Below are 13,168 nucleotides of genomic sequence, written 5' to 3'. Positions count from 1 at the left end.
CGGTCACCGGTCCAGCGCGTTGTCGAGGGTCTTCATCGTGGCCCGCCAGGCCTCGTCCGGATCGCGGCCCGTCTGGTCGATCTGGAGCATGCCGGTGTCGGCCAGGGTCTGGGCGATCAGGGCGTCCTTCGGGCCCGTCGGGGCGCGCGGGACGCCCCTGGCCGCCGCGGCGAAGAGCGCGCCCACCGGGGCGTCGCCGAAGTACGGGTGGCGGGCGTCCGCGACCGCCGGGAGCGGGTACGCCGCCGAGGCGCTCGGGAAACTGCCCCGGCGGGCGAACAGCCGGGCCTGCTGGGCCGGGGCCGTCAGCCAGGCCGCCAGCCGGGCCGCCTCCGCGCGGTGCCGCCCGGCCGCCGGGACGACCAGGAACGAGCCGCCCCAGCTGCCCGGCCGGGGCGCCGCGGCCACGTCCCAGCGGCCGCGGCCCGCGGGGCCCGCCTTGTCCTGGATGTAGCCGAGCATCCAGGCCGGGCAGGCGACCGTGGCGAAGCTCCCGTTGGCGAAGGCCTGGTCCCAGCCGGGGGTGAACTGCTGGAGCCGGGCGGTCAGTCCGTGCCGGGCGAACGCCGCCGCGAGGTCCCAGGCCTCGCGTACGGCCGGGTTGTCCGCGACCACGAGCGCGCCCCGCGCGTCGTAGAAGCGGACCGGCGCGCTCGCGGTGACCGCCGCCATCACCCCGGCCGCCGAGTCGGTGAACGCCGGGCCGTCCGGGACCCGTTCGCGGTAGCGGAGCCCCGCCGTCAGGTAGGCCCGCCAGTCCCCGGCCCACAGCCGCCCGACGGCGCCCCGCTCGGTGGGCAGCCCGGCCCGGGCGAACAGGTCCTTGCGGTAGCAGAGCGCCTGCGGCCCGATGTCGGTGCCGAGTGCGAGCGTCCGCCCGTCACGGCCGGTGCCCTGGGCCCACTTCCACGGCAGGAAGGCCCGCCGGTCGACCCCGGGCACGGTGCCGAGGTCGACGAGCCGGTCCGCCTGGGTGGCGAGGACCTCCGCGATGTTCCCGACCTCGACGGCCTGGACGTCGGCGAGCCCGGAGCCGGCCGTGAGGTGGGTGAGGAGCTGCGGGTAGTAGACGTCGTTGCGGGTGAGGGAGGTCTGCCGGACGGCGATGTCCGGGTGGAGCCGCATGTACGTGTCGTAGAGCCCGGCCTCCTGGAGGCCGAAGGTGCCGAACACCCCGACGGTGAGGGTGATCCGGCGCCCGCCGCCGTCGCCGGGCGGCCGCCCGCCGCCTGCCGGGGGCGGTTCGGCCGGGTCGCTCGCGCACCCCGCCGAGAGGGCCGCGCTCAGCAGGAGGGCGACACCGATCCCGTACGCGCGCCGGCTCCTCCGCCTCCTGCTCCCCATGCGCCCCGACGGTAATGCGGCCCCGGCGGGCGGCCGGGGGCAGCTCGCCGGACGGTACGGAACTCACCCGACCGGCCCCCACCGCGGACCGCCCCGACCGGCCCCCATCGCAGACGCCCTGACCGTGACCGCCCGGCGGCCGCCCCCCGTCGAACGTCTTCGACGATTCCCGGACCTTGACCGTGTTCTGACAGCGCCCCAATAGTGGGAGCGCTCCCACCCACTCGTCGACGGGATACCCATGCGCAGGACACGCTCTCTGCTGGCGGGGCTCGCCCTCACCGCCGGCCTCCTCACCGGCGCCGGAGCCGGCGCGCCACCGGCCACCGCCACCACTGCGGCCCCGGTCGCCCCCGCCGCCCCCGCCCCCTCCTACACCTGGAAGAACGTCCGGATCGACGGCGGCGGCTTCGTCCCCGGCATCGTCTTCAACCGCAGCGAGAAGAACCTGGTCTACGCCCGCACCGACATCGGCGGCGCCTACCGCTGGAACCAGGCCACCTCCTCCTGGACCCCGCTCCTCGACGCCGTCGACTGGGACCACTGGGGCCACACCGGCGTCGTCGGCCTCGCCTCCGACTCCGTCGACCCCGACAAGGTGTACGCGGCGGTCGGCACGTACACGAACGACTGGGACCCCGGCAACGGCGCCGTCCTCCGCTCCGCCGACCGGGGCGCCACCTGGCAGCGCGCCGACCTCCCCTTCAAGCTCGGCGGCAACATGCCCGGCCGCGGCATGGGCGAGCGCCTCGCGGTCGACCCGCACGACAACCGGATCCTCTACCTCGGCACCCCCAGCGGCAACGGCCTGTGGCGCTCCACCGACTCCGGCGTCACCTGGGCGAAGGTCAGCTCCTTCACCAACCCCGGCAACCACCAGCAGGACCCCACCGACACCAGCGGCTACAACTCCGACGAGCAGGGCGTCGTCTGGATCACCTTCGACGAGTCGACCGGCACGGCGGGCAGCGCGACCCGCACGGTATACGCGGGCGTCGGCGACAAGGACAACGCCGTCTACCGCTCCACCGACGCGGGCGCCACCTGGTCCCGGCTCCCCGGCCAGCCCACCGGCCTGCTCGCCCACAAGGGCGTCCTCGACGCGGAGAACGGCTACCTCTACCTCGCGTACAGCGACACGGCAGGCCCCTACGACGGCGCCAAGGGCAAGGTCTGGCGGTACGCAACCGCCACCGGCACCTGGACGGACATCAGTCCGGTCGCCGAGGCCGACACCTCCCACGGCTTCAGCGGCCTCACCGTCGACCGGCAGCACCCCGGCACGGTCATGGTCTCCGGCTACAGCTCCTGGTGGCCCGACACCCAGATCTTCCGCTCCACCGACAGCGGCGGCAGCTGGACCAAGGCCTGGGACTACACCGCGTACCCGAACCGCGCCAACCGCTACACCATGGACGTCTCCTCCGTCCCCTGGCTGACCTGGGGCGCGAACCCGGCCCCGCCCGAGCAGACCCCCAAGCTCGGCTGGATGACCGAGGCCCTGGAGATCGACCCCTTCGACTCGAACCGCATGATGTACGGCACCGGCGCCACGGTGTACGGCACCGAGGACCTCGGCAAGTGGGACACGGGCACCCCCTTCACCATCCGGCCCATGGTCCAGGGTCTGGAGGAGACCGCCGTCCTCGACCTCGCCTCGCCGCCCTCCGGCGCCCCGCTCATCAGCGCCCTCGGCGACATCGGCGGCTTCCGGCACACGGACCTCACCAAGGTCCCGTCGATGATGTTCACCGGCCCGAACTTCACCTCCACCACCAGCGTCGACTTCGCCGAGACCAAACCCGGCACCGTCGTCCGCGCCGGACACCTCGACGGCGGCCCGCGCGTCGCCTTCTCCGCCGACAACGGCGCCACCTGGCGCGCCGGGCAGGAGCCCGCGGGCGTCACCGGCGGCGGCACGGTCGCCGCCTCCGCCGACGGCGGCCGCTTCGTCTGGAGCCCGGACGGCACCGGCGTCCACACCGGCACCGGCGGCGCCTGGACCGCCTCCGCCGGCATCCCGGCCGGTGCGACCGTCGAGTCCGACCGCGTCGACCCGCTCACCTTCTACGGCTTCGCCGCCGGCACCTTCTACGCCAGCGCGGACGGCGGCGCCACCTTCACCGCCCGCGCCACCGGCCTGCCCGCCAAGGGCAACGTCCGCTTCAAGGCCGTCCCCGGCAGGAAGGGCGACATCTGGCTCTCCGGCGGCGCCCCCGACGCCGCCTACGGCCTCTGGCACTCCACCGACGGCGGCGCCACGTTCACCCGGGTCGCCGGGGTCGAGCAGGCCGACACCGTCGGCTTCGGCAAGGCCGCCCCGGGAGCCGCCTACCCCGCCCTCTACAGCAGCGCGAGGATCGGCGGCGTCCGCGGCGTCTTCCGCTCCACGGACGCCGGGGCGAGCTGGGTCCGGATCAACGACGACGCCCACCAGTGGGGCTGGACCGGCGGCGCGATCACCGGAGACCCCCGGGTCTTCGGCCGGGTGTACGTCTCCACCAACGGCCGCGGCATCGTCTACGGCGACACGGCCGAGCAGGGCGGAACGGACCCCACGCCGGCCGCCTGCAAGGTCACGTACCGGATCACCCACCAGTGGCAGGGCGGCTTCCAGGCCGACATCACCCTCACCAACACCTCCGGCACCGCCTGGACCGGCTGGACCGTCCGCTGGACCCAGCCGGCCGGCCAGCGGGTCACCCAGGCGTGGAACGCGACGGTCACCCAGTCGGGGGCCGAGGTGACGGCCACCCACCTCACGTACAACGCGACCCTGCCACCGGGAGGTTCCACCGGCTTCGGCTTCAACGGCAGCTGGACGGGCACGAACCCGCCCCCGACGGCGCCGACCTGCGTCCCGGGAACGTAGAAAAGACTCAGGCCCCGGTTCTTTCGAACCGGGGCCTGAGCCATCCGGGTGAGTAACGGGACTTGAACCCGCGACATCCTGGACCACAACCAGGTGCTCTGCCAGCTGAGCTATACCCACCATGCCCGGCGGTTTTCCCGAAGGTTTCCCTGACCGGCCGAGAAGAAGTCTACAGGGTTCCGAAGGGTGCTCGCGCCACCGTTTTCCGCGGGGCCTTCCGGAGGGCCGCCGGGGGCTTCCGGGGGCGCGAGCGGGCGGTCATTCCGCGGGCACGACGTGACGGGCCGCGATCTGCTTCGCGGTCTCCGAGTCCGGGCCGGGCTGCGGGACGAAGACCGCCTCGCGGTAGTAGCGCAGCTCCGCGATGGATTCGCGGATGTCGGCGAGCGCCCGGTGGTTGCCGTTCTTCTCCGGACTGTTGAAGTACGCCCTCGGGTACCAGCGGCGGGCCAGCTCCTTGACCGAGGAGACATCGACGATCCGGTAGTGCAGGTGGCTCTCCAGGGCGGGCATGTCCCGGGCGAGGAAGCCGCGGTCGGTGGAGACCGAGTTCCCGCACAGGGGCGCCTTGCCGGGCTCCTTGACGTGCTCGCGGATGTACGCGAGGACCTGGGCCTCCGCGTCGGCGAGCGTGGTGCCGCCGGCGAGCGCGTCGAGCAGGCCCGAGGCCGTGTGCATCTGGCGCACGATCTCCGGCATGGTCTCCAGGGCCGCGTCCGGCGGGCGGATCACGATGTCCACCCCGTCGCCGAGCACGTTCAGTTCCGAGTCGGTGACCAGCGCGGCCACCTCGATGAGTGCGTCGTCCGTCAGCGAGAGCCCGGTCATCTCGCAGTCGATCCACACCATGCGATCGTTCATGCGTCCACCTTAGGGGCTCTTCCCCGCCTCCGAGCAGGCCGAGCGCCCCCCGGAACGCCCCGGAACGGTGCCGGGCGGCCGACGGGCGCCCGGGGGAGGTGTCCCCCCGGGCGCCCGTCGGTCCTGCGGTGCGCCGCTCGTGGCGGCGCGGGTCCTGCGTCCTCCCGGCTACGGCGCGCTGCGCTGGCCCGGGAGCGCCGCCCGCCCGGGGGCGTAGGCGTCGGACTGCGGCTTGCCCGGCTCCAGCGGGGAGCCCGGTCGCCGCAGGCCGGCCGGCACCTGTGCGGGCACGACCGGGTCGAGCACCGCCGTGGCGGCCTCACCCTGCGGCCGCCGGGCCCGGTACGCCGCCCGGTAGGCGGCCGGCGAGGAGCCGAGCTGGCGCCGGAAGTGGCCGCGCAGCGCCACCGGCGAGCGGAAGCCGCACCGGCCCGCGACCTCGTCGACCGAGTAGTCGGAGGTCTCGAGCAGCCGCTGTGCCTGCAGCACCCGCTGGGTGATCAGCCACTGGAGCGGGGCCGAACCGGTCAGCGAGCGGAACCGGCGGTCGAAGGTCCGCCGTGACATGTACGCACGGGCGGCCAGGGTCTCCACGTCGAACTGCTCGTGGAGGTGCTCCAGCGCCCAGGCGACGACCTCGGCCAGCGGGTCGGCGCCGATCTCCTCCGGTAAAGACCTGTCGAGGTAGCGCTCCTGACCGCCGCTGCGCCGCGGCGGGACGACCAGCCGGCGCGCCAGGGCGCCCGCGGCCTCCGTGCCGTGGTCGGTCCGCACGATGTGCAGACACAGATCGATTCCGGCCGCCGTGCCGGCGGAGGTCAGCACGTCCCCGTCGTCGACGAAGAGCTCCCGGGGGTCCACGTGGACCGACGGGTAGCGCTTGGCGAGCGTCGGCGCGTACATCCAGTGCGTGGTCGCCGGACGGCCGTCGAGCAGGCCGGCCGCGGCGAGCACGAACGCACCGGTGCACAGTCCGACGATCCGGGCGCCCTCCTCGTGGGCGCGGCGCAGCGCTTCGAGCGCCTCCGGCGGCGGCGGCGAGGTGATCGACCGCCAGGCCGGGACGACGACGGTGCCCGCGCGGCCGATGGCCTCCAGGCCGTACGGCGCGGTCAGTTCGAGTCCACCGGTGGTCCGCAGCGGTCCGTCCTCGCCCGCACAGACGAGCAGTCGGTAGCGGGGCACTCCGGCGTCCTGCCGGTCGATGCCGAACACGGAGAGCGGGATGGAGCTCTCGAAGATGGGGCCGCCACTGAACAGCAGCACCGCGACGACTTCGCGACGGCGGCGCCCGGTCAGCTTCCGTGCGGCCTCCGGTGCGGCGGAGTCCTGGCTCATGACGCTAAGCCCCCCTCGGTGTTCGCGTCTCCCTGGTCGTGTCGCTCCTGCACGTTTCCCCTCGGTTTTGCACGAGACCCCAGTCTTCGGTACCCATGATCGAATCTACTGCGTCCCGTGCCGCCGGCGTGACAAGTTCTCCATCCGGTGGATTGTCGACAAGGCCACTTGGCGTGAAGCGATCGATCGCGAAGTCTTCCGTCCGATGGCCGCCCGGGGAAGGGGCGGCGTGGCGAACGCCCCCGTACGCGGGGGGTGCGGGCCCTTGTGGCGGGGCATTCTCGGGTGCCGGCGCCGGGGTTGGGCAACCGTTCCGCCAAGGACTCGCCGACAGATGGAACTTGGCTGAAAACATATGGGTTCGGGTGTACGAACCTGTCAACTCCACGAGGAGCGGGCCCCGTCGGCGCCCCGATTGATACCGGTTTCTCCCCCGGGGTCCGCCCCGTGGGCCGGGCCCTAGGCGCGCCGCCTGCCGCGGACGCCCTCGCCCCGCAGCCCCCGTTCCGAACGGCGCAGCAGCACCCGGCACGCCGCCGTCACCGAGACGAGGCCGAGCGCGGTCCCGGCGGCCCCGCCCAGCGAGGCGCCGTAGACCACCAGGACCACCGGGACCAGCACGCAGCAGAAGGCCGCCCAGCGCACGACGTCACCCGCCTGGTCGGCCGCACCCGCCCCGGCGGCCCCCGCGCCCGGCGCGGCCCCGGCCGCCCGTGCCGTCTCCCTCGCTCCCGGCGCCGCCCCCGGGTCCGGGGCCGTCGGCGCCCCCGGCGTAAGGACGGGCGCCCGGCGGCGGCCACGGGGTCCGGAGAGCCTGGCGGCGGGGCCGGTGGCGGGGGTGGCGGAGGTCTGGCCGGCGGCGGTCGATGGTGCGGGCACGGGCGGTCTCCCTACGACGGTGGGCTGGACCTGTGGCAACGAGGAGCGGAACGTTCCGGTCACTCTCGGCGACGTCCGTTTGGCCCCCGTACGGACGCCTGTAGGGCACATCCGGCATTGCCAGATCCCGAGCCGCTCGTGCATGCTCCCTGGAACGCCGCGCGCGAGCGGCGGGCACGCCAGGAGTGGCACGGCGGGCTCTGGGCAGGAGAGGAGTGTCGCCGTACCCTTGGGGGTATGGGCTTGGGAAGATGATTCCCGGACACAGCTCCGCCGCCACCCGTTGTTCCGTCCCCTCCTTTCCCCGTCCCTTCCCACGAGGACTTTCTTCGCCGAGACACCGATGGCCGGTCACGAATTCCCCGAACCCGCGGACCGCAAGCGCGTCGCCGACTCCACGGTCGACCCCCTCGCGGTCGAACAGCCACGTCACGCCTGCGACCCGGCCTTCCGGCACGGGGTCGTCGTCGGCTTCGACGGATCCACGTCCAGTGAGCGCGCCCTCGCGTACGCCATCGGCATGGCCAGGCGCTCCGGCTCGGGCCTGATCATCGTGCACGTGGCCAACCGGCTGCCCACCACGGTGTGGGCCGGCTGCGAGCCGCCCGTCTTCGTCGACGTGCCCGACCACCGCACCGAGGTCCTCGGTCTGGAGCTGGCCTGCGCCGAGCACCTCTCCGAGGTGCCCTGGATCCTCGTCGAGCGCGGTGGCGACATCTGCCACGAGCTGGAGGAGGTCGGCCGCGAGTACTCGGCCGACGCGATCGTGGTCGGCTCCACGCACGGGATCGTCGGCCGGATCTTCGGCTCGGTGGCCGGCCGCCTCGCGCGGCGCGCCCAGCGGCCCGTGATCGTCATCCCGTAGGGCGTACGAGCCCCCTCCCGTCCCGTACGGCCCGTCAGATCACTTCCTCAACTGGCGTCATCGCGCCATAAATTCGGCCTTCCTCAGGTGAATTGTGCGCTTGTGAAGGGTACATAAAGGTCACCGGAACACAGCAGCTCACGCAGCACACCTGCACACCTGAAGGGAGCCCGCCGTGAACAACGAAGTCGCCGCGGGAAACACCACCTCCACTCTCGGCCACCTCGCACTCGGACTGACCCTGCTGGCCTTCGGCCTGGGCGGCACGGGTGTCATCGACAACGTCGCGGCAGCGGATGCCGCGGGCCTCGCCACCTGGGTCGGCGGCGTCACGCTCTTCCTCGTCGGCCTGCTCGCGCTGCGGGCCGGCGACAAGGGCGAGGGCACGGCGTTCGCGGCGCTCGGCGCCTTCTGGTTCACCTGGGGCACCGCCGCCGGCGGCGGCGCCTCGGCGGACGCCGCGGGCGTCTTCCTGCTCCTGTGGGCGCTCCTGGCGCTCACCCTGACGCTGGCCGCCTCGGGCAGCGGACTGTTCGGACAGGGTGTGTACGGGCTGCTGTTCGTCGCCCTGCTGCTGCTCGGCATCGGCGCGCTCGCCGACAACGGCGCGCTCGGCAAGGCGGGCGGCTGGGTGGCGGCGGTCGCCGGTCTGGTCGCCTGGTACGGCGCCACGGCGGCGGTGGCCGGCTGGCCGACCGCCCTGGGCCGCGCGAACCGCACGGCGGCCGCGGCGAGCTGACGGGGCGCGCCGCTCACCACCGGCGAGTGAGCCGAAGGGGCGCGCGGCTGTCGTGAGGGAGAGCGCGCGGAGGTCCCGAGGAACGAGGGACCGAGCACGGTCGACCGTCGACAGTCGCACCAGCGCCCCGGAGGCGAACCGAGCCTCGTAAAAGAGAAGAAGCGGTCCCCCGTGCACCTGGGATGCACGGGGGACCGCTTCGTGTCCGGTCGAACCTCCGGGGGACAGGCCCGGCGGCGCGGTTCGGGGGGACAGGCCCCGAGTCGCTGCTACTCGACCGTGACGGACTTGGCCAGGTTGCGCGGCTTGTCGATGTCGCGGCCCATGGCGAGCGCCGTGTGGTAGGCGAGGAGCTGGAGCGGGATGCCCATCAGGATCGGGTCCAGCTCGTCCTCGTTCTTCGGCACGACGATGGTGTGGTCGGCCTTCGCCTGCTCCTGGTGCGCGACCGCGAGGATGCGGCCGCTGCGGGCCTTGATCTCCTCGAGGGCGGCGCGGTTCTTCTCCAGCAGGTCGTCGTCGGGGACGATGGCGACCGTCGGCAGGGCCGGCTCGATGAGGGCGAGCGGGCCGTGCTTGAGCTCGGAGGCGGGGTAGGCCTCGGCGTGGATGTAGGAGATCTCCTTGAGCTTCAGGGAGGCCTCCAGGGCCACCGGGTAGCCCCGGACGCGGCCGATGAACATCATCGACTGGGCGCCCGCGTACTCCTCGGCGATCTTCTTGATCTCGTCCTCGGTCTCGAGGATCTCCTGGATCTGGGCGGGCAGCTTGCGCAGGCCCTCGATGATCCGCTTGCCGTCGGTGACGGACAGGTCGCGGATGCGGCCCAGGTGCAGGGCGAGCAGCGCGAAGGCGGTGACCGTGTTGGTGAAGCACTTGGTGGAGACGACGCAGACCTCGGGGCCGGCGTGGACGTACACGCCGCCGTCGGCCTCACGGGCGATGGCGGAGCCGACGACGTTGACCACGCCGAGGACGCGGGCGCCCTTGCGCTTCAGCTCCTGGACGGCGGCCAGCACGTCGTAGGTCTCGCCGGACTGGGAGACGGCGATGTAGAGGGTGTCGGGGTCCACGACCGGGTTGCGGTAGCGGAACTCCGAGGCCGGCTCGGCGTCGGCGGGGATGCGGGCCATGGACTCGATGAGCCCGGCGCCGATGAGGCCGGCGTGGTACGAGGTGCCGCAGCCGAGGATCTTGATCCGGCGGATGGTGCGGGCCTCGCGCGGGTCCAGGTTCAGGCCGCCCAGGTGCACGGTGGAGAAGCGGTCGTCGATCCGGCCGCGCAGCACGCGGTCGACCGCGTCGGGCTGCTCGGAGATCTCCTTGTGCATGAAGGTGTCGTGGCCGCCCATGTCGTACGAGGCGGCCTCCCACTCCACGGTCTCCGGGGTGGCGGTGGTGGTCGCGCCCGAGGTCGTGTAGGTGCGGAAGTCGTCGGCCTTGAGGGTGGCCATCTCGCCGTCGTCGAGGGTGACGACCTGGCGGGTGTGGGCGATCAGGGCGGCGACGTCGGAGGCGACGAGCATCTCCTTCTCGCCGATGCCGAGGATGACCGGGGAGCCGTTGCGGGCCACGACGATGCGGTCGTTGAAGTCGGCGTGCATCACGGCGATGCCGTAGGTGCCCTCGATGACCTTGAGCGCCTCGCGGACCTTCTCCTCGAGGGTGGTGGCCTGGGAGCGGGCGACGAGGTGGGTGATGACCTCGGTATCCGTCTCGGAGGCGAAGACGACGCCGTCGGCCTCCAGCTTGGCGCGGAGCTCCTGGGCGTTGTCGACGATGCCGTTGTGGACGACGGCGACCTTGTTCTCGGGGTCCATGTGCGGGTGCGAGTTGATGTCGCTCGGCGCGCCGTGGGTGGCCCAGCGGGTGTGGGCGATGCCGGTGGTGCCGGTGAAGCGCTTGGGGACGCGGGCTTCGAGGTCACGGACGCGGCCCTTGGCCTTCACCATCTTCAGGCCGGAGGCCTTCGGGCTGGTGACGACCATGCCGGCCGAGTCGTATCCCCGGTACTCCAGACGTGCCAGGCCCTCGAGGAGCAGGGGGGCGACGTCGCGCTTTCCGATGTAACCGACAATTCCGCACATAAAGGTGAAACCCCTCCAGGTTGGTGAGTGTGCCCGCCGTGTTCGTTCGTGAGTCAGCCGTAGACGATGCGGCGCAGCTGCCGGAGCGAGAGCTCCGGTGGTGCCACGGCGCGGTGGGGCAGTTCCGCCGCGATCCGTTCGAAGATCTCGGCGTTCACGGCTCCGCCGGACTGCAGTTCGCGGTGGCGGCGGCGGACGAAGTCCTCGGTCGACTCGTCGAAGTACGCCAGCACGTCGAGCACCACCCGGGCGGCCTCACCGCGCTGGAGCGCGGTGCTGCGGACCAGGTGGTCGATGAGGTCGTCGTGCGACGGTCGGCGTTCGAGCACCCATGAATATTGGGGGGTGCCCCCCTGGATTCGCAAGAATCCTGCCCGATATCGGGCAGCGGCCTCATGATCAGCCCCGAAATCGGGGCGATTGGTCCAGACCTTGACCGTTCGGAGTCGCAGCGGTACGCATGGTGACGGTTCGGATATAGAACTCGACAGACGCGTCCAACGCCCGAAGGGGACAGCCTGTGACACAGCGCCGAAGGATTCAGCGCCTGATCGGATCGCTCCTCCTGGTCGCCGCCGCCGGCGTCGGCGGCGGCGAGGCCACGGCAGACAGCGGGACGGACGGCAGGAGCGGCGGATCCGCCGCCGAGCCCGAGGTCCGGCCGCTCGGCCACATCGTGCCCGTACCCGCCTCCGTCGCCCCCGCCGGCGAGCCGTACAGCCTCACCCGCCACACCCGCATCGGCGTCGACGACGCCCGCCCCGAGACCCGCGAGCTCGGCCGCTACCTCGCCGGACTGCTCCGCCCCGCCACCGGCTTCCCGCTGCCCGTCGTCGACGACCGCGCCGCCCGCGGCGGCATCCGGCTCCGCCTCAGCCCCGGCGACACCGAGCTCGGCGACGAGGGCTACCGGCTCCGCTCCGCACCCGACGGCCTCACCCTCACCGCCCGCGCACCCGCCGGCCTCTTCCGCGGCGTCCAGACCCTGCGCCAGCAGCTGCCCTCCGCCGTCGAGCGCAAGAGCGTCCAGAACGGCCCCTGGAAGATCGCGGGCGGCACCATCACGGACACCCCCCGGTACGCCTACCGGGGCGCCATGCTCGACGTGTCCCGGCACTTCTTCACCGTCGACGAGGTGAAGCGGTACATCGACCAACTCGCGCTCTACAAGGTCAACACCCTCCACCTGCACCTCTCCGACGACCAGGGCTGGCGCATCGCCGTCGACTCCTGGCCCCGCCTCACCACGTACGGCGGCTCCACCGAGGTCGGCGGCGGACCCGGCGGCTTCTACACCAAGGCGCAGTACCAGGAGATCGTCCGGTACGCCGCCTCCCGCTACCAGGAGGTCGTCCCCGAGATCGACATGCCGGGCCACACCAACGCGGCCCTGGCCTCCTATCCCGAACTGAACTGCGACGGCGTCGCCCCGCCCCTCTACACCGGCACCAAGGTCGGCTTCAGCTCCCTCTGCGCGCCGAAGGCCGTCACGTACGACTTCGTCGACGACGTGATCCGCGAGCTCGCCGCGCTCACCCCCGGCCGCTACCTCCACATCGGCGGCGACGAGGCGCACTCCACCAGCCACGCGGACTACGTGGCCTTCATGGACAAGGTGCAGCCGGTCGTCGCCAAGTACGGCAAGAAGGTCATCGGCTGGCACCAGCTGACCGGCGCGACCCCGGCGGAGGGCGCCCTCGTCCAGTTCTGGGGCCTGGACCGCACCCCGGCGGCGGAGAAGGAGCGGGTGGCGGCGGCGGCCCGGGCGGGCACGGGCCTGATCCTCTCCCCGGCGGACCGCACGTACCTCGACATGAAGTACACCAAGGACACCAGGCTCGGCCTCGCCTGGGCGGGCTACGTGGAGGTCCGCAGGTCGTACGACTGGAACCCGGCGGCCTACCTCCCGGGAGCCCCGGCGGACGCCGTCCGGGGCGTCGAGGCGCCGCTGTGGACCGAGACCCTCGCCACCACGGACGACCTCGACGTGATGGCCTTCCCCCGCCTCCCCGGCATCGCGGAACTCGGCTGGTCCCCGGCGGCCACCCACGACTGGGACACCTACAAGTTCCGCCTCGCGGACCAGGCCCCGAGGTTCGACGCCCTGGACATCGACTACTACCGCTCCCCGGAGGTGCCCTGGCCCGCCGAGTAGCCCCACGGGGACCCCTCCGACCCCGAGG

10 protein-coding genes and 1 tRNA gene are annotated in these 13,168 nt (G+C 72.8%); 4 read left to right on the top strand and 7 right to left on the bottom strand.

Going from position 1 to position 13,168, the window contains the following annotated elements; translation table 11 throughout:
• Positions 1 to 3: 3 nt before the first annotated feature.
• The gene (locus tag DEJ43_RS12815) at positions 4 to 1,344 is read right to left on the bottom strand and encodes an extracellular solute-binding protein (RefSeq protein ID WP_015033787.1); all 1,341 of its coding nucleotides are present in this window, start codon (positions 1,342 to 1,344) and stop codon (positions 4 to 6) included.
• 241 nt (positions 1,345 to 1,585) lie between these two features.
• Between DEJ43_RS12815 and DEJ43_RS12810 the strand changes: the two genes are divergently transcribed.
• Positions 1,586 to 4,216 (top strand): cellulose binding domain-containing protein, encoded by a 2,631-nt coding sequence (locus tag DEJ43_RS12810; protein ID WP_015033786.1) that lies wholly within the window; start codon positions 1,586 to 1,588, stop codon positions 4,214 to 4,216.
• A 47-nt stretch (positions 4,217 to 4,263) separates the two neighbouring features.
• Here the strand turns inward: DEJ43_RS12810 and DEJ43_RS12805 are convergent.
• The 4 genes from DEJ43_RS12805 to DEJ43_RS38070 form a co-directional block, all read right to left on the bottom strand.
• Positions 4,264 to 4,336: transfer RNA gene (locus DEJ43_RS12805), tRNA-His, on the bottom strand.
• A 138-nt stretch (positions 4,337 to 4,474) separates the two neighbouring features.
• Complete coding sequence (orn, locus tag DEJ43_RS12800; protein ID WP_015033785.1) at positions 4,475 to 5,077, bottom strand: oligoribonuclease; 603 nt, start codon at positions 5,075 to 5,077, stop codon at positions 4,475 to 4,477.
• Positions 5,078 to 5,245: 168 nt separating this feature from the next.
• A complete protein-coding gene (locus DEJ43_RS12795) occupies positions 5,246 to 6,415 on the bottom strand; it encodes a helix-turn-helix domain-containing protein (protein ID WP_071891304.1) in 1,170 nt (389 codons plus the stop codon).
• A gap of 459 nt (positions 6,416 to 6,874) precedes the next feature.
• Positions 6,875 to 7,294 carry a hypothetical protein gene (locus tag DEJ43_RS38070; protein ID WP_069202160.1) on the bottom strand — a complete coding sequence of 140 codons (420 nt, stop codon included), beginning with the start codon at positions 7,292 to 7,294 and terminating at the stop codon, positions 6,875 to 6,877.
• A gap of 343 nt (positions 7,295 to 7,637) precedes the next feature.
• On the opposite strand from DEJ43_RS38070, the gene DEJ43_RS12780 reads away from it, so the two are divergent.
• Positions 7,638 to 8,159, top strand: a complete 522-nt coding sequence (locus tag DEJ43_RS12780) for a universal stress protein (protein WP_015033782.1) — start codon at positions 7,638 to 7,640, stop codon at positions 8,157 to 8,159.
• A gap of 175 nt (positions 8,160 to 8,334) precedes the next feature.
• Entirely contained in the window at positions 8,335 to 8,898 is a 564-nt protein-coding gene (locus DEJ43_RS12775; protein ID WP_015033781.1) for a GPR1/FUN34/YaaH family transporter, read from the top strand.
• A 269-nt stretch (positions 8,899 to 9,167) separates the two neighbouring features.
• On the opposite strand, the gene glmS is transcribed toward DEJ43_RS12775, so the two are convergent.
• Positions 9,168 to 10,985 carry a glutamine--fructose-6-phosphate transaminase (isomerizing) gene (gene glmS / locus DEJ43_RS12770; protein ID WP_015033780.1) on the bottom strand — a complete coding sequence of 606 codons (1,818 nt, stop codon included), beginning with the start codon at positions 10,983 to 10,985 and terminating at the stop codon, positions 9,168 to 9,170.
• 53 nt (positions 10,986 to 11,038) lie between these two features.
• Positions 11,039 to 11,314 (bottom strand): hypothetical protein, encoded by a 276-nt coding sequence (locus tag DEJ43_RS12765; protein WP_041662420.1) that lies wholly within the window; start codon positions 11,312 to 11,314, stop codon positions 11,039 to 11,041.
• A gap of 191 nt (positions 11,315 to 11,505) precedes the next feature.
• On the opposite strand from DEJ43_RS12765, the gene DEJ43_RS12760 reads away from it, so the two are divergent.
• On the top strand, positions 11,506 to 13,140 hold the full coding sequence (locus DEJ43_RS12760) for a beta-N-acetylhexosaminidase (protein WP_015033778.1): 1,635 nt from the start codon (positions 11,506 to 11,508) through the stop codon (positions 13,138 to 13,140).
• Positions 13,141 to 13,168: the final 28 nt, after the last annotated feature.

This window comes from Streptomyces venezuelae ATCC 10712 (genome assembly GCF_008639165.1).
Lineage (GTDB): Bacteria > Actinomycetota > Actinomycetes > Streptomycetales > Streptomycetaceae > Streptomyces > Streptomyces venezuelae.
The sequence above is the reverse complement of the archived record's forward strand: the minus strand, read 5'-3'. Positions and strand labels throughout refer to the sequence as shown.

Excerpts from the sequence above, each read along its gene's own strand:
- glmS (WP_015033780.1), bottom strand. The coding sequence starts at position 10,985 with ATGTGCGGAATTGTCGGTTACATCGGAAAGCGCGACGTCGCCCCCCTG.
- DEJ43_RS12780 (WP_015033782.1), top strand. The coding sequence starts at position 7,638 with ATGGCCGGTCACGAATTCCCCGAACCCGCGGACCGCAAGCGCGTCGCC.
- DEJ43_RS12810 (WP_015033786.1), top strand. The coding sequence starts at position 1,586 with ATGCGCAGGACACGCTCTCTGCTGGCGGGGCTCGCCCTCACCGCCGGC.
- DEJ43_RS12795 (WP_071891304.1), bottom strand. The coding sequence starts at position 6,415 with ATGAGCCAGGACTCCGCCGCACCGGAGGCCGCACGGAAGCTGACCGGG.
- orn (WP_015033785.1), bottom strand. The coding sequence starts at position 5,077 with ATGAACGATCGCATGGTGTGGATCGACTGCGAGATGACCGGGCTCTCG.
- DEJ43_RS12815 (WP_015033787.1), bottom strand. The coding sequence starts at position 1,344 with ATGGGGAGCAGGAGGCGGAGGAGCCGGCGCGCGTACGGGATCGGTGTC.